Origin of the sequence: Mycobacterium sp. E3251 (assembly GCF_001666835.1) — a bacterium.
Classification (GTDB): Bacteria; Actinomycetota; Actinomycetes; order Mycobacteriales; family Mycobacteriaceae; genus Mycobacterium.
This window is the reverse complement of record NZ_LZJF01000099.1, coordinates 1-15,455: the sequence shown is the minus strand read 5'-3', so window position 1 is coordinate 15,455 and position 15,455 is coordinate 1. Positions and strand designations below refer to the sequence as shown.

Below are 15,455 nucleotides of genomic sequence, written 5' to 3'. Positions count from 1 at the left end.
GCTCCGGGGTGTCGGCGCGGTTCGCGATCGCCGCGGCCGAAACCGTGGCGGCGGCCGCCCGGCACCGCGGCGCGGTGCTTGGCGAGACCGATCCGGTGGCCCGCGTGGTCGACCTCGGCACCGTGATCGACGTCCTGCGCGGCAAGCTGGAATTCGAGTCCGGTGAGGAAGGCCGCGAACAGGCCGTGCTCGAACACCTGCTGCGCCGCGCGACGGCCGACACCGCGTCGCGGGTGCTCGGCGGCATCGACGTCGGGTCGTTGGTGTCGGCGGTCGAGGGCGGCTCGGCGGTCACGACGGGTGAGCGGGTGTCGGCCAAGGACGTGCTGGCCGCGGTTCCCGCCCTGCCGGTGGTGGAGAAGATCGCGGCCAAGGTCAACGCCCAGTCGGAGGGCGAGCGCGCAGCAGCGCTCGAGCTCGCGCTGGAGGCCCTGTACCTGGCCAAGCGAATCGACAAGGTGTCCGGGGAGGGCCAAACCGTCTATGGCTAGAGGCCATTCGTCGCGATACTCGGCGTATACCGGCGGGCCAGACCCGCTGGCCCCGCCGGTGGATCTGCGCGAGGCCCTCGAGCAGATCGGGCAGGACGTCATGGCGGGCACGTCGCCGCGCCGCGCGCTTTCCGAGTTGCTGCGCCGCGGCACCAAGAACATGCCCGGCGCCGACCGGTTGGCGGCCGAGGCGAACCGGCGCCGCCGGGAGTTGTTGCGCCGCAACAATTTGGACGGCACGCTGCAGGACATCAAGAAGCTACTCGACGAGGCGGTGCTCGCCGAACGCAAAGAACTGGCCCGCGCACTCGACGACGACGCCCGCTTCGGTGAACTACAGCTCGACGCCCTCCCGGCGTCGCCGGCAAAGGCCGTTCAGGAGTTGTCCGACTACAACTGGCGCAGCAACGAGGCCCGCGAGAAGTACGACCAGATCAAGGATCTCCTCGGCCGCGAGATGTTGGATCAGCGGTTCGCAGGCATGAAGGAGGCACTCCAGGGCGCCACCGATGAGGACCGCCAGCGCGTCAACGACATGCTGAACGACCTCAACGAGCTGCTGGACAAGCATGCCCGCGGCGAGGACAGCCAGCAGGACTTCCAAGACTTCATGGACTCCCACGGCGAGTTCTTCCCGGAGAACCCGCGCAATGTCGACGAGCTGTTGGACTCCCTGGCCAAGCGCGCCGCCGCCGCCCAACGTTTCCGCAACAGCCTGAGCCCGGACCAGCGGGCCGAGTTGGATGCCTTGGCGCAGCAGGCATTCGGGTCGCCTTCACTGATGCAGGCGCTGAACCGGCTGGACGCGCATCTGCAGGCCGCCCGGCCGGGAGAGGACTGGACCGGGTCCGAACAGTTCTCCGGCGACAACCCGTTCGGGATGGGCGAGGGCACCCAGGCGCTGGCCGACGTCGCCGAGCTCGAGCAGCTGGCCGAGCAGCTCTCGCAAAGCTATCCGGGCGCCACCATGGACGACGTCGATCTGGACGCGCTGGCACGCCAACTCGGCGACCAGGCCGCCGTCGACGCCCGCACGCTCGCCGAATTAGAGCGCGCGCTGGTCAATCAAGGATTCCTGGACCGGGGTTCCGACGGACAGTGGCGGCTGTCCCCGAAGGCGATGCGCAGGCTCGGCGAGACGGCGCTACGCGATGTGGCGCAACAACTTTCCGGCCGGCGCGGCGAGCGGGACCATCGTCGCGCGGGCGCGGCAGGCGAACTGACCGGCGCCACCCGGCCCTGGCAGTTCGGCGACACCGAGCCGTGGAACATTTCCCGCACGCTGACCAATGCCGTACTGCGGCAGGCGGGAACGGCCACGGCCGACGGCGGCGTCGGACAGCTGAAGATCACCGTCGACGACGTCGAGGTCTCCGAAACCGAGACGCGCACGCAGGCCGCGGTGGCGCTGCTGGTCGACACCTCGTTTTCCATGGTGATGGAGAACCGTTGGCTGCCGATGAAGCAGACGGCGCTGGCCCTCAACCATCTCGTGTGCACCCGGTTTCGTTCGGATGCCTTGCAAATCATCGCATTTGGCCGCTACGCCCGGACGGTGACCGCCGCCGAGCTCACCGGTCTGGAGGGTGTCTACGAGCAGGGCACCAACCTGCATCACGCGCTGGCGCTGGCGGGCCGCCACCTACGGCGGCATCCCAACGCGCAGCCCGTCGTCCTGGTGGTGACCGATGGTGAGCCCACCGCACACCTGGAGGACTTCGACGGCGACGGCACCACAGTGTTTTTCGATTACCCGCCACATCCGCGCACCATCGCCCACACCGTGCGCGGGTTCGACGAAATGGCCCGCCTCGGCGCGCAGATCACCATCTTCCGGCTGGGCAGCGATCCCGGCCTGGCCCGGTTCATCGACCAGGTGGCCCGGCGGGTCGAGGGGCGCGTCGTGGTGCCCGATCTCGACGGCCTGGGCGCGGCCGTGGTCGGCGACTACCTTCGGTCCCGCCGCCGCTAGCGCGTCGTCGGGATAGGCGCTCACTCGACCGGGTACACGAACCGAGAAGGAGGAGATGCATGAGCAAGGTTCCAACGATCGAACTCAATGACGGTGTCGGCATTCCGCAGCTTGGCTTCGGCGTGTTCCAGATCAAGCCCGACGAGACCGCGGCGGCGGTCAAGACGGCGCTCGAGATCGGCTACCGGCACATCGACACCGCCGAGATGTACGGCAACGAAAAGGAAGTCGGGCAAGGCATCCGCGACGCCGGTCTCGACCGCGCCGACGTGTTCGTCACCAGCAAGCTCAACAACGGCTTTCACAAACCCGACGACGCGCGCCGCGCCTTCGACCGAACGCTGAAGGCGCTGGACTCCGACTACGTCGACCTGTTTCTCATTCACTGGCCGCTGCCCACCCTGTATGACGGCGACTTCGTCTCGACCTGGAAGGTCTTCGAAGAGTTCGCCCGCGACGGGCGCGCACGCAGCATCGGCGTCTCGAATTTCAAGGTCGCACACCTGGAGCGGCTCGCCGACGAAACCGACACCGTGCCGTCGGTCAACCAGATCGAGCTTCACCCGTACTTCGGGAACACAGAGGTCCGTGCGTATGGGCGCGAGCATGGCATCGCCACCGAGGCGTGGGCGCCGATCGCGCAGGGCGAGGTGCTCGGCGATCCGGTGATCAACCGCATCGCCGAGGCGCGGGGCAAGTCGGCCGCGCAGGTGGTGCTGCGCTGGCACATTCAGCGCGGCGACATCGTGTTCCCCAAGTCGGTGACCCCGGAACGCGTCAAGGAGAACTTCCAGCTCTTCGACTTCGAGTTGGACGACTCCGACATGGACGCGATCTCAGCCCTGGACAGGGGTGAAGCGGGTAGGAACGGGCCCGACCCCGATAAGTTCGACTACGTGCCCGGCTGAGCGCTAGCCGCGAGGCCTGCGGGCCTTGCGAATGATGCCGACGGCACCCCACAGCGAGAAGCCGCGAATGTTCACCTTCGGTGCGCCCGGGGTGCCCTGGCCGAGGACGCTGCGGTCGAAGTTGCCCATGACGCCGCGGCCGTGAATCTCGACGTTGACTTCCGGCGGCAGCAAAATCTTCGTCGCGCCCATGATCGACATCGCGTGGATGTCGACCTCGGTCGAGGTGAAGTCGGCGTAGCGCAGATCCACCACACCGTTCCCCCACAAGGCGAAGGTGGTCAGCTTCTTCGGCACGTTCCACCGGCCCCGCCGCTCGAAGCCGCTCAACAGGGCCAGCAGCAGAGTGGACGGCGCCGGGTTGGGCTTGCCTCCGCGGCGGGGGTTGATCGGCGAACCCGGCAGATCGGCGCGGAGCTGGTCCAGTTCTTCGTACGTGGTCGCCGCGTAGGCCCTGGTCAGCCGGTCTTCGTAGTCCTTCATCTGCAGCCGGCCTTGCTCGGCCGCGTACGCCAGCAACTGCGCGAGTTGGATGCGATCAGTGTCGGCCGCGCGCGACGATTCGTCGCGCGTGTCGTTCGCATCGCGTTGCGCAGAGTTGCTCATCACCCACGAGCCTACGACGTCCGGATTTTGCCGCAAGAGGATTGGTCAAACTGCAACCTTGGCCAGCGCCGGACGGTTCGGCCGGCGGCGTTTGTTTGACACCTGGCTAACTCGTCCAGCTCGGGGCGCGCTTCTGCAGAAACGCCATCATGCCCTCGCGGGCTTCGTCGGAGACGAAGAGTCGGGCCGATTCCTCGGCGAGCCGCTCGGCGTCGCGGTCGAACCCTTCCAGCACCGCCGCCGTGGTCAGCGCCTTGGAGGCCGCCAGCCCCTGGGGCGAACCGCGACCTACATCGGCCAGCAGCTTCGCCACCGCGGCGTCGACGTCCTCGGCCGCCATGGTGATCAGCCCGATGTCCGCCGCCACGCCGGCGTCGAATGTCTCGCCGGTCAGGTAGTAGCGCGCCGCCGCACGCGGCGACAGCTTCGGCAGCAGCGTCAGCGAGATGATCGCCGGGGCGACGCCGATCCGGGCCTCGGTCAAGGCGAAGGTGCTGCGCGGGCCGGCGACGGCGATGTCGCAGGCACCGACCAAGCCGAACCCGCCCGCGCGGACATGCCCGTCGATGGCGCCGATCACCGGCAGCGGCGAGGAGACGATGTCCCGCAACACCGCCGTCAATTCGCGGGCGCGGGCGACGGCCATGTCGAATGCCGATGGTGGCGACCCGCTTCGCCCGGTCCCGCCGCGCTCGCGATCGCCACGTGGGTCGCCGCCACTGGCCTCACTGAGATCCGCGCCGGCGCAGAAGGTGTTGCCCGTATGCCCGAGCACCACCGCGCGCACGGCCGGCTCGGCCGCGGCGTCGCGCAGCCCCTGATGCAGCTGCTCGACGAGAGCGGTCGAGAGCGCGTTGCGGTTGTGGGGCGAATTCAGCGTCAGCCGCGCGAACGGGCCGCCGGTATCGGCGGGCCCCGCGTATTCGACCAGCGTTTCCATCAGTAGCTTCGGGGCAGGCCCAGCGACGTCTGCGCCACGAAGTTGAGCACCATTTCCCGGCTCACCGGGGCGATCCGCCCGAGCCTGGCCGAGGCGAGCATGGCGGCGACACCGTACTCCTTGGTCAACCCGTTGCCGCCCATCGACTGCACCGCCTGGTCGACCGAACGGGTAGCCGCCTCGGCCGCAGCGTATTTGGCCATGTTGGCCGCCTCGGCGGCGCCCGCATCATCGCCACTGTCGTACAGGGTGGCCGCCTTCTGCATCATCAGCTTGGCCAGCTGCACCTCGATGTGGCACTGCGCCAACGGGTGCGAGAGTCCTTGGTGTGCACCGATCGGCGTGCCCCACACCTGGCGGGTCTTGACGTAGTCGGCGGCCCGATCGAGCGCGAACCGTCCCATCCCGACCGAGCTGGCGGCACCCATGATGCGCTCGGGATTCAACCCCGCGAAGAGCTGCGCGATCGCCGCGTCCTCGGAACCGACCAGCGCGTCGGCCGGCAGCCGGACGTCGTCGAGGAAGACCTGGAACTGCCGCTCCGGGCTGATCAGCTCCATTTCGATTGGCGTGTAAGAGAATCCGGGGGCATCGGTGGGCACCACAAACAGCGCCGGCCGCAGTTTGCCGGTCTTGGCCTCCTCGGTGCGGCCCACGACCAGGACGGCCTGCGCCTGGTCGATACCGGAGATGTAGACCTTCTGGCCCTTGAGGATCCAGTCGCTGCCATCGCGCCGGGCGGTGGTGGTGATCTTGTGCGAGTTGGAGCCGGCGTCCGGCTCGGTGATGGCGAAGGCCATGGTCAGGGTTCCGTCGGCGATGCCGGGAATCCAGCGCTTCTTCTGCTCGTCGGTGCCGAACTTGCTGATGATGGTGCCGTTGATGGCGGGCGAGACGACCATGAGCAGCAACGCGCTGCCCGCCGCGGCCATTTCCTCCATCACCAGTGACAGCTCATACATGCCGGCGCCGCCGCCGCCGTACTCCTCGGGCAGGTTCACCCCGAGGAAGCCGAGCTTGCCCGCCTCCGACCACAATTCGTCGGTGTGCTCGTGCGCGCGCGCCTTCTTGAGGTAGTACTCGCTGCCGTAGTTGGCCGCCCACGCGGCCACCGACTTGCGCAGTGCCTGCCGTTCCTCGCTCTCGATGAAGCTGGTGTCGGTCATCTACGAATCTCCTTCTGCTTGGGGCGCTTCCACGCGTGCGAGGATTGTGCCGACTTCCACTTGCTGACCGGTATCGACGCTGAGTTCGGCGAGCACCCCGTCGGAGGGTGCGGTGATGGTGTGTTCCATCTTCATCGCCTCCAGCCAGATCAGTGGCTGCCCGGCGGTTACGGTGTCGCCGACCGCGGCGGCGATGCGGATGACGTTGCCGGGCATGGGCGCTACCAGGGAACCCTTTTCGAGGGTCGAACCCGGTTCCGGGAACCGTGGCAGCGCCACCAGGTGAACGGGGCCGCGCGCCGAGTCGACGTAGACGTCGTCACCATATTGCGCGACCGCGAAGGTGTGCTCCACCCCGTCGTCGGCAAGGGTAACCCGATCGGCCATGGCGGAAACCAGCCGCACCGCCGCGTCATTTGGCAGCGTTAATCCTGTTCTGGTGAAACGATATTCGACATTATGCTCGGTGTCACTGTCATCGCGATAGGTCTTGACCTGATACCCCGACGCCAGGTTTCGCCAGCCGCTGGGGACGGCGCCGAGGACGGGTGCGACAGCGCGGTTATGGGCGGCCTCGGCCAGCGCGGCGGCGATCGCGGACAGCCGGACGACCCCGGGGTCGGCCAGGGGCGCCGACAACTTGTCCAGGCCGTGCGTGTCGAAAAACGCCGTGTCGGTGGCACCCTCGAGAAATGCGGGGTGCCGCAGCACGTTGACCAGCAGCTCACGGTTGGTGCGCACGCCATGCAGGCCGGCGCGGGCCAGCGCGTCGGCGAGCACCAGCGCCGCCTGCCGGCGGGTCGGGGCGTAGGAGATGACCTTGGCCAGCATCGGGTCGTAGTGGATCGACACCGTGAAACCGTCCAGGACGCCGGAGTCGAGGCGAATTCCGGTCCGGTGGCCCAGTGAGGCGAACTCGGTCCGAACCGCGGGCACGTCGATCGTGTGCATCACGCCGGCCTGGGGTTGCCAGCCGCGCGCCGGGTCCTCGGCGTAGAGCCTGGCCTCGATCGAATGCCCATGGGCGGCGGGGGGTTCGGCATCGAGCCGGCCGCCCTCGGCGATCATGAGCTGCAGTTCGACCAGGTCGAGCCCGGTGGTCTCCTCGGTCACCGGATGCTCGACCTGCAGCCGGGTGTTCATCTCCAGGAAATAGAACTCCCCGTCGTCATCGGCGAGGAACTCCACCGTCCCGGCGCCGGTGTAGCCGATCGCGCCGGCCGCCAGCCGCGCCGCCTCGAACAGCTTGTCCCGCATCCCCGGGATGCGCTCGACCAACGGCGAGGGGGCCTCCTCGATGACCTTCTGATGCCGGCGCTGAATCGAGCATTCCCGTTCCCCGACGGCCCAGACGGTGCCGTGGGTGTCGGCCATCACCTGCACCTCGATGTGATGCCCGGTGGACAGGTAGCGCTCGCAGAACACGGTCGGGTCGCCGAACGCCGACTGCGCCTCACGCCGGGCCGCCTCGACTTCGCCGGTGAGAGAAGATAATTCGCGGACCACCCGCATCCCGCGGCCGCCGCCGCCGGCGGACGCCTTGACCAGGACGGGCAGCTGCGCCTCGGTGACCGTGTCGGGGTCGAGTTCGTCGAGCACAGGAACCCCGGCGGCGGCCATCAGTTTCTTGGCCTCGATCTTGGAACCCATCGCCCGTACCGCATCCACCGGCGGCCCGACCCAGGTCAGGCCGGCACCCTGCACGGCAGCCGCGAAATCGGCGTTCTCGGAGAGGAACCCGTAGCCGGGATGCACCGCGTCGGCACCCGCCGCGCGGGCCGCGGCGATGATCGCCTCGGCGTTGAGGTAGTCGTTGGTATTGGGCAATCGCACCCGCGCGTCGGCCTCGGCCACGTGCGGCGCGGCGGCGTCCGGACCGGTGTAGACGGCGACGGTGGCCAGGCCCAGCCGCCGGCAGGTGGCGAACACCCGCCGGGCGATCTCGCCTCGGTTGGCGACCAGCACTCGAGTGACCATGGGGCTCACATCCGGAAGACGCCGAAGTTCGACGTCCCCTCGATCGGGCCATTTGCAATGGCGGACAAACACATTCCTAACACGGTGCGGGTATCGCGCGGGTCGATCACCCCGTCGTCGTAGAGCATTCCGGACAACACCAGCGGCAGCGACTCGGCCTCGATCTGCCCTTCGACGGCCGCGCGCATCGCGGCGTCGGCGTCCTCATCGACCTGCTGGCCGCGGGCCTCGGCGGCGGCGCGGGCCACGATCGACAACACCCCCGCAAGCTGGGCACCACCCATCACCGCGGATTTGGCGCTGGGCCACGCGAACAGGAACCTCGGGTCGTAGGCCCGGCCGCACATGCCGTAATGGCCGGCGCCGTAAGAGGCGCCGATCAGCAGCGAGATGTGCGGGACGGTCGAGTTGGAGACGGCGTTGATCATCATCGATCCGTGCTTGATCATCCCGCCCTCTTCGTAGTCCTTGCCCACCATGTAGCCGGTGGTGTTGTGCAGGAACAACAGTGGCGTGTTCGAGCGGTTGGCCAGCTGAATGAATTGGGTGGCCTTTTGCGACTCCTCGCTGAACAGCACGCCGCGCGCGTTGGCCAGGATGCCCAGCGGATAGCCGTGCAGCCGGGCCCACCCGGTGACCAGCGACGAGCCGTACATGGCCTTGAATTCGTCGAATTCCGAGCCATCCACGATGCGGGCGATCACCTCGCGCGGGTCGAACGGGACACGCAGGTCCGCGGGCACGATGCCGATGAGCTCCTCGGCGTCGAACAGCGGCTCGGTCACGGGCGCGGGGGCCGGGCCCTGCTTGACCCAGTTCAGCCGGGCCACGATGCGGCGGCCGATGCGGATCGCGTCGAGCTCGTCGGCGGCGAAGTAGTCGGCCAAACCCGAGACTCGGGCGTGCATTTCGGCGCCGCCCAGCGACTCGTCATCGGATTCTTCACCGGTGGCCATCTTCACCAGCGGGGGACCAGCGAGGAACACTTTCGAACGTTCCTTGATCATCACCACGTGATCGGACATACCCGGAATGTAGGCACCGCCGGCGGTGGAGTTGCCGAAAACCAAGGCGATGGTGGGGATTCCGGCCGCCGACAGGCGGGTCAGATCGCGGAACATCTGGCCGCCGGGAATGAAGATCTCTTTCTGGGTGGGCAGGTCCGCCCCGCCGGACTCCACCAGCGAGATGACGGGCAGTCGGTTCTCGAAAGCGATCTGGTTGGCCCGCAGTATCTTTTTCAGGGTCCACGGGTTGCTGGTGCCGCCCTTGACCGTCGGGTCGTTGGCGACGATCAGGCATTCCACACCCGACACCACGCCTATCCCGGTGACCGTGCTGGCGCCTACGGTGAACGCGCTGCCCCAGGCCGCGAGCGGGCTGAGCTCCAGGAACGGCGAGTCCGGGTCGACGAGCAGCTCGATGCGTTCCCGCGCGGTCAGCTTGCCGCGGGCGTGGTGGCGCTCGACGTACTTGGGGCCGCCGCCCGCAAGCGCTTTGCCGAGCTCGGCGTCGATCTCCTCGAGCCTGGAGGTCGCCGTGGACGCCGCGTCGGCGTAGGCGGGGGAATTGGGATCGAGCGTGGACTGCAGAGTGGTCACGATTGATACCCCAGGGTCTTCGCTGCCAACGAGGTCAGGATTTCGGTCGTCCCGCCGCCGATGCCCAGGATCCGCATGTCCCGGTACTGGCGTTCGACTTCGGATTCGGCCATGTAGCCCATGCCGCCGAACAGCTGGACGGCTTGATTGGCCACCCATTCGCCGGCCTCGACGGCGGTGTTCTTGGCGAAACACACCTCGGCGATCAGGTTGGTCTCGCCGGCCAGCTGACGTTCGACCACGTGGTGAGAGTAGACCCGGGCGACGTCGATGCGTCGGGCCATCTCGGCCAGCGTGTTCTGCACCGATTGCCGCGAGATCAGCGGCCGGCCGAACGTCTCCCGGTCGCGGCACCATTGCACCGTCAGATCCAGGCACCGCTGCGCACTCGAATAGGCCTGTGCCGCAAGGCCGATGCGCTCGGCGACGAACGCCTGCGCGATCTGCAGGAACCCGCTGTTCTCGGCACCGACCAGATTGGCCGCGGGCACCCGTGCGTCGACGAAGGACAGCTCGGCGGTGTCCGAGGACCGCCACCCCATCTTGGCCAGCTTGCGGCTCACCTCGAAACCCGGTGTGCCTTTCTCGATCACGAGCAACGAGACACCGGCCGCGCCGGCGCCGCCGGTGCGGACCGCCGTGACGACGTAGTCCGCGCGGACGCCCGAGGTGATGTAGGTCTTGGCGCCGTTGACCACGTAATGGTCCCCGTCGCGCACCGCCGACGTGCGGAGGTGCCCGACGTCGGAGCCGCCGCCAGGCTCGGTGATGGCGAGAGCCCCGATCTTGTCGCCCGCCAAGGTCGGCCGCACGAACTCCTCGATCAGTCGCCGATCGCCGGAGGCGATCATGTGCGGCACCGCGATGCCGCAGGTGAATAGCGAGGCGAAGACCCCACCCGGGGCGCCGGCCTGATGCACCTCTTCGCAGATGATCACCGCGTCCGCGCCGTCACCGCCGCCGCCGCCGACCGCCTCGGGGAAGCCCGCGCCCAGCAGACCGGCCGCCCCGGCGCGCCGGTGCAAGTCGCGCGGCAACTCACCGATGCGCTCCCACTCGTCGGCATGGGGCAGGATCTCGCGTTCGGTGAAGGAGCGCACGGACTTTCGCAACTGTTCGCGCTCCGGCGTCGTCCACAAATTCATAGCAGCCTTTCGGGGATGTCGACATGCCGGCCGCGCAACCACTCACCCAGCCCTTTGGCCTGCGGATCGAAACGGGCCTGATACGCAACGCCCTGGCCCAGAATGCCGTCGATGACGAAGTTGACCGCGCGCAGGTTCGGCAGCAGGTGGCGGGTGACCTCGAACTCCGCCGCCTCGGGCAGCAGCCCCTTGAGCAGCTCGACGGTCAGCGTGTTGGCTAGCCAGCGCCACTGTTCGTCGGTGCGCACCCAGACCCCGACGTTTGCCGAGCCGCCCTTGTCGCCGCTGCGCGCCCCGGCGATGCGGCCCAGCGGCACTCGCCGGGTCGGACCGTCCGGCAACGGCTCGGGCAACGGCGGATCCTCGGCGGGCGCCAGAACCAGAGTCTCGGTGGCGCAAGGGATGTCGACCCGCGCGCCGTCGGCGTGCACCGCGACGTGCGGCACCTCATTGGCGTCGACGTAGCCGGCGGTGAACACGCCGTAGACCTGGCCGTCGCCGGGCGGGGCGGTCACGTGAAAACCGGGATAGCTGGCGAGCGCCAATTCGACGGCGGCCGAGGAGAACTGGCGCCCGACATTCGCGGGATCGGGGTCGCGGACCACGCAGTGCAGCAGCGCGCTGGCGGCTTCCTCGGTGTCGGCATCGGTGTGGTCGGTGCGGGCGAGCGACCACTGCAGCTCCGCGGGCTTGACGGTCAGCGCGGCTTCGAGCTGCCGGCGCACCAGGTCGGCCTTGGCCTCGATGTCCAGGCCGGTCAGCACGAACGTCATGGAGTTTCGGAATCCGCCGATGCTGTTCAGCGACACCTTGTAAGTGGGCGGCGGCGGTTCGCCGAGCACGCCGCTGATGCGCACCCGGTCGGGGCCTTGCGCGGACAGCTCGACGGTGTCCATCCGGGCGGTGACGTCGGGGTTGGCGTAGCGCGCGCCGGTGATCTCGTAGAGCAACTGCGCGGTTACGGTGTCGACGCTGACCAGCCCCCCGGTGCCCGGGTGCTTGGTGATCACCGACGAGCCGTCGGCGTGGACCTCGGCCAGCGGGAAGCCGGCGTGGGTCAGGTCGGGCACCTCCGTGAAGAAGGAATAGTTACCGCCGGTGGCCTGCACGCCGCACTCGATGACGTGGCCGGCGACCACGGCGCCTGCGAGCCGGTCGTAGTCGGTGCGGCCCCAGCCGAAGTGCGCGGCCGCGGCCCCGACGATCACCGAGGCGTCGGTCACCCGTCCGGTGACGACCACGTCGGCGCCGTCGCCCAGGCAGTCGACGATGCCCCAGGCGCCCAGGTAGGCGTTCGCGGTCAGGGGTGTGCCCAGCCCGAGGTCCGCCGCGCGCGCCAGCAAGTCGTCGCCTTCCACGTGCGCGACCCGGGCCGGGATTCCGAGGCGCTCGGCCAGGGCTCGTAGCGCGTCCGCCAGACCGGCCGGGTTGAGGCCGCCGGCGTTGGCGACGATGCGGACACCCCGGTCGCGGGCCTCGCCCAGGCAGTCCTCGAGTTGGGTCAGGAATGTCTTCGCGTAGCCACGCTCGGGATGCTTCATGCGGTCGCGGCCCAGGATCAGCATGGTCAGTTCGGCCAGGTAGTCGCCGGTGAGGTAGTCCACGTCACCGCCGGTGAGCATCTCGCGCATCGCCGACAGCCGGTCGCCGTAGAACCCGGAGCAGTTCGCGATCCGGACAGCGTCGCGACCTGAAGCAGAGGCCATGCAGTCCTCCAATCTGCGTTTCACCGGTGAGCGCAAACCAACCAACCAACCGGTAGGTTAGCGGGTCGCGCCGGTGTCACGTCAAGGACGGCCGACCGCTCTCCGGGTCGAGATTGCCGCCACGGTCGTTGACGCGCCCGGATCGCGGCCGTCATGGCAATCTCGGCGCCGGCGGGCGTCGTTTTGGTGAGCAGCAGGCCACCGACTATCCTGATAGCAATCGTCGCACGTTCGGCCCCATCGGCCACGCCGCGCGACAAGCCCCCGACACGAGGAGTTAGGCCCGACCATGGCCGTACCCAAGCGCAGGATGTCGCGCGCGAACACCCGAAGCCGTCGCGCGCAGTGGAAGGCCACCAAGACCGAACTCGTCGGTGTGACGGTCGCGGGCCAGAAGCACAAGGTGCCCCGCCGGCTGCTCAAGGCCGCCCGTCTCGGTCTGATCGACCTGGACCGGCGTTAGTTAATCTCGGCAAACACCCGGCGCGCCTCTCAGCCCGCTCTCAGGCGTCGGGACGACACTAGGCCCGTGCGGATACTGGTCGTCGACGACGATCGCGCAGTGCGTGAGTCGCTGCGTCGGTCGCTTTCCTTCAATGGCTACTCGGTCGAGTTGGCCCATGACGGGCTGGAGGCGCTCGAGATGATCGCCAGCGACCGGCCCGACGCGCTCGTGCTCGATGTGATGATGCCGCGGCTGGACGGCCTCGAGGTGTGCCGCCAGCTCCGCAGCACCGGCGACGACCTGCCGATCCTGGTGCTCACCGCCCGCGATTCGGTCTCCGAGCGGGTCGCCGGGCTGGACGCAGGCGCGGATGACTACTTGCCGAAGCCGTTCGCGTTGGAGGAGCTGCTGGCCCGGATGCGGGCGCTGCTGCGCCGCACCAAGCCGGATGACGATGACGCCGAATCGGTGGCCATGCAGTTCTCCGACCTGACGCTGGACCCGGTGACCCGGGAAGTGACTCGCGGGCAACGCCAAATCAGTCTGACCCGTACCGAATTCGCCTTGCTCGAAATGTTGATCGCCAACCCGCGCCGGGTGCTCACCCGTAGCCGGATCCTGGAAGAGGTGTGGGGATTCGACTTCCCCACCTCCGGCAACGCGCTGGAGGTCTACGTCGGCTATCTGCGCCGCAAGACCGAGGCCGACGGTGAGCCACGACTGATCCACACGGTGCGCGGCGTGGGCTACGTCCTTCGGGAGACACCGCCGTGACGAGTCAACTGCAACGATGATCCGGTACCAACGACCCCAACGCGTACCGCTGCGCGCCACCAGCTCGTTGTCGCTGCGATGGCGCGTCATGCTGCTGGCGATGTCGATGGTGGCAATGGTCGTCGTGCTGATGGCATTCGCCGTGTACGCGGTGATTTCGGCTGCGCTGTATAGCGATATCGACAACCAGCTGCAAAGCCGTGCGCAGCTGCTGATCGCCAGCGGGTCACTCGCCGCCGACCCCGGAAAGGCCATCGAAGGCACCGCCTATTCGGACGTCAACGCGATGCTGGTGAACCCGGGTCACTCGATCTACACGGCGCAGCAGCCGGGCCAGACGCTGCCGGTCGGCGCGCCGGAAAAGGCGGTGATCCGCGGTGATCTGTTCATGTCCCGCCGTACCGCCTCCGATCAGCGCGTCCTTGCCATCCACCTGCCCAACGGCTGTTCGCTGCTGATCTCCAAGAGCCTCAAACCGACCGAGGCCGTGATGACCAAGCTGCGCTGGGTGCTGCTGATCGTCGGCGGCGTGGGCGTCGCGGTCGCCGCGGTGGCGGGCGGCATGGTCACCAGGGCGGGGCTACGTCCAGTGGCCCGCCTCACCGAAGCGGCCGAACGCGTCGCACGCACCGACGACCTGCGGCCCATTCCGGTGTTCGGTAGCGACGAATTGGCCAGGCTCACTGAGGCATTCAACTTGATGTTGCGGGCGCTGGCCGAGTCCCGCGAGCGGCAGGCGCGGCTGGTCACCGACGCCGGACACGAATTGCGCACCCCACTGACGTCGCTGCGCACCAACGTCGAGCTGCTGATGGCGTCGATGGAACCCGGGGCGCCGCGGCTGCCTGAGCAGGAGATGGTCGAGCTCCGCGCCGACGTGCTGGCGCAGATCGAGGAATTGTCCACGCTGGTGGGCGATCTGGTGGACCTCACTCGCGACGATGCCGGCCAGGTGGTGCACGAACCGGTCGACATGTCCGAGGTGGTCGATCGCAGCCTGGAGCGAGTCAGGCGGCGGCGCAACGACATTCACTTCGACGTCGACATCACGCCCTGGCAGATGTTCGGCGACGCCGCGGGGCTGTCGCGCGCGGTTCTCAATCTCTTGGACAACGCGGCCAAATGGAGCCCACCGGGTGGCCGTGTCGGCATCACCATGCGACAACTCGACCCGTCGCACGCGGAGTTGGTGGTGTCCGACCACGGGCCCGGCATTCCGCCACACGAACGCAGGCTGGTGTTCGAGCGGTTCTACCGTTCGACGACCGCACGCGCCATGCCCGGCTCGGGGCTTGGGCTGGCGATCGTCAAGAAGGTCGTGCTGAATCACGGTGGGTTGCTTCGTGTCGAGGACACCGTTCCCGGCGGGCAGCCGCCGGGAACCTCGTTCTACGTGCTGCTGCCCGGTCGGCCGATGCCGCCGTCGCCGTATCCGACGCCCGCCGCGGGAACCCCCGAGGAAGAGTCCGGCACCGACGCCACGGTCCCCATGGCCGGCAACCAGTCGAACTCTCGGGAACCCGCGAACGTTATCTCAGTGGACTCTCAGTCCGCGCGGGCAAGGTAGGTCTGCAGCTACTGTTGAACAACCCAGTCGAGCCGACGAGCCGATACTGAGATGAGGAAGTGCGACCTAGCGACATGACGAATGACCCGAGGTATTCGCCACCCGGGCCTCCAGGCGGACCGCCGGGGGCCGGAGCGGCCGGGCCCTTCGGCGGCCC

General features: G+C 68.3%; 12 protein-coding genes and 1 pseudogene. 6 read left to right on the top strand and 7 right to left on the bottom strand.

Going from position 1 to position 15,455, the window contains the following annotated elements:
* The 3 genes and pseudogenes from A5697_RS12610 to A5697_RS12600 all read left to right on the top strand — a co-directional run.
* Nucleotides 1-491, top strand: a pseudogene (locus A5697_RS12610) (magnesium chelatase); the annotation flags it as partial.
* The gene (locus tag A5697_RS12605; protein WP_068010703.1) at nt 484-2,463 is read left to right on the top strand and encodes a VWA domain-containing protein; all 1,980 of its coding nucleotides are present in this window, start codon (nt 484-486) and stop codon (nt 2,461-2,463) included. The pseudogene A5697_RS12610 and the gene A5697_RS12605, both read left to right, overlap by 8 nt.
* 59 nt (nt 2,464-2,522) lie before the next feature.
* A complete protein-coding gene (locus A5697_RS12600; RefSeq protein ID WP_068010702.1) occupies nt 2,523-3,371 on the top strand; it encodes an aldo/keto reductase in 849 nt (282 codons plus the stop codon).
* Nucleotides 3,372-3,374: 3 nt separating this feature from the next.
* Here A5697_RS12600 and A5697_RS12595 read toward each other — a convergent pair whose 3' ends face one another.
* The 7 genes from A5697_RS12595 to A5697_RS12565 all read right to left on the bottom strand — a co-directional run bounded on the left by A5697_RS12595 (nt 3,375) and on the right by A5697_RS12565 (nt 12,512).
* Nucleotides 3,375-3,977, bottom strand: a complete 603-nt coding sequence (locus A5697_RS12595; protein ID WP_067949444.1) for a DUF1707 domain-containing protein — start codon at nt 3,975-3,977, stop codon at nt 3,375-3,377.
* 106 nt (nt 3,978-4,083) lie between these two features.
* A complete protein-coding gene (locus tag A5697_RS12590; RefSeq protein WP_068010700.1) occupies nt 4,084-4,917 on the bottom strand; it encodes an enoyl-CoA hydratase family protein in 834 nt (277 codons plus the stop codon).
* Nucleotides 4,917-6,083: an acyl-CoA dehydrogenase family protein gene (locus A5697_RS12585; RefSeq protein WP_067949440.1), complete on the bottom strand. Its 1,167-nt coding sequence runs from the start codon at nt 6,081-6,083 to the stop codon at nt 4,917-4,919. Before A5697_RS12585 ends, A5697_RS12590 begins: the two co-directional genes overlap by 1 nt.
* Nucleotides 6,084-8,060: a biotin carboxylase N-terminal domain-containing protein gene (locus A5697_RS12580; RefSeq protein ID WP_068010698.1), complete on the bottom strand. Its 1,977-nt coding sequence runs from the start codon at nt 8,058-8,060 to the stop codon at nt 6,084-6,086. It abuts the gene before it with no gap.
* Between the two features lie 5 nt (nt 8,061-8,065).
* Nucleotides 8,066-9,661: an acyl-CoA carboxylase subunit beta gene (locus A5697_RS12575; RefSeq protein ID WP_068010697.1), complete on the bottom strand. Its 1,596-nt coding sequence runs from the start codon at nt 9,659-9,661 to the stop codon at nt 8,066-8,068.
* Nucleotides 9,658-10,806, bottom strand: a complete 1,149-nt coding sequence (locus tag A5697_RS12570; RefSeq protein ID WP_068010695.1) for an acyl-CoA dehydrogenase family protein — start codon at nt 10,804-10,806, stop codon at nt 9,658-9,660. The genes A5697_RS12575 and A5697_RS12570 overlap by 4 nt, the downstream gene beginning before the upstream one ends.
* Complete coding sequence (locus A5697_RS12565; RefSeq protein ID WP_068010693.1) at nt 10,803-12,512, bottom strand: acyclic terpene utilization AtuA family protein; 1,710 nt, start codon at nt 12,510-12,512, stop codon at nt 10,803-10,805. Before A5697_RS12565 ends, A5697_RS12570 begins: the two co-directional genes overlap by 4 nt.
* Before the next feature lie 289 nt (nt 12,513-12,801).
* On the opposite strand from A5697_RS12565, the gene rpmF reads away from it, so the two are divergent.
* From rpmF to A5697_RS12550, 3 genes are all read left to right on the top strand, one after another.
* A complete protein-coding gene (gene rpmF, locus A5697_RS12560) occupies nt 12,802-12,975 on the top strand; it encodes a 50S ribosomal protein L32 (RefSeq protein ID WP_007168835.1) in 174 nt (57 codons plus the stop codon).
* Between the two features lie 66 nt (nt 12,976-13,041).
* Nucleotides 13,042-13,731, top strand: a complete 690-nt coding sequence (mprA, locus tag A5697_RS12555; protein WP_067271149.1) for a two-component system response regulator MprA — start codon at nt 13,042-13,044, stop codon at nt 13,729-13,731.
* A gap of 16 nt (nt 13,732-13,747) precedes the next feature.
* Nucleotides 13,748-15,298: a HAMP domain-containing sensor histidine kinase gene (locus tag A5697_RS12550; RefSeq protein WP_067946167.1), complete on the top strand. Its 1,551-nt coding sequence runs from the start codon at nt 13,748-13,750 to the stop codon at nt 15,296-15,298.
* Nucleotides 15,299-15,455: the final 157 nt, after the last annotated feature.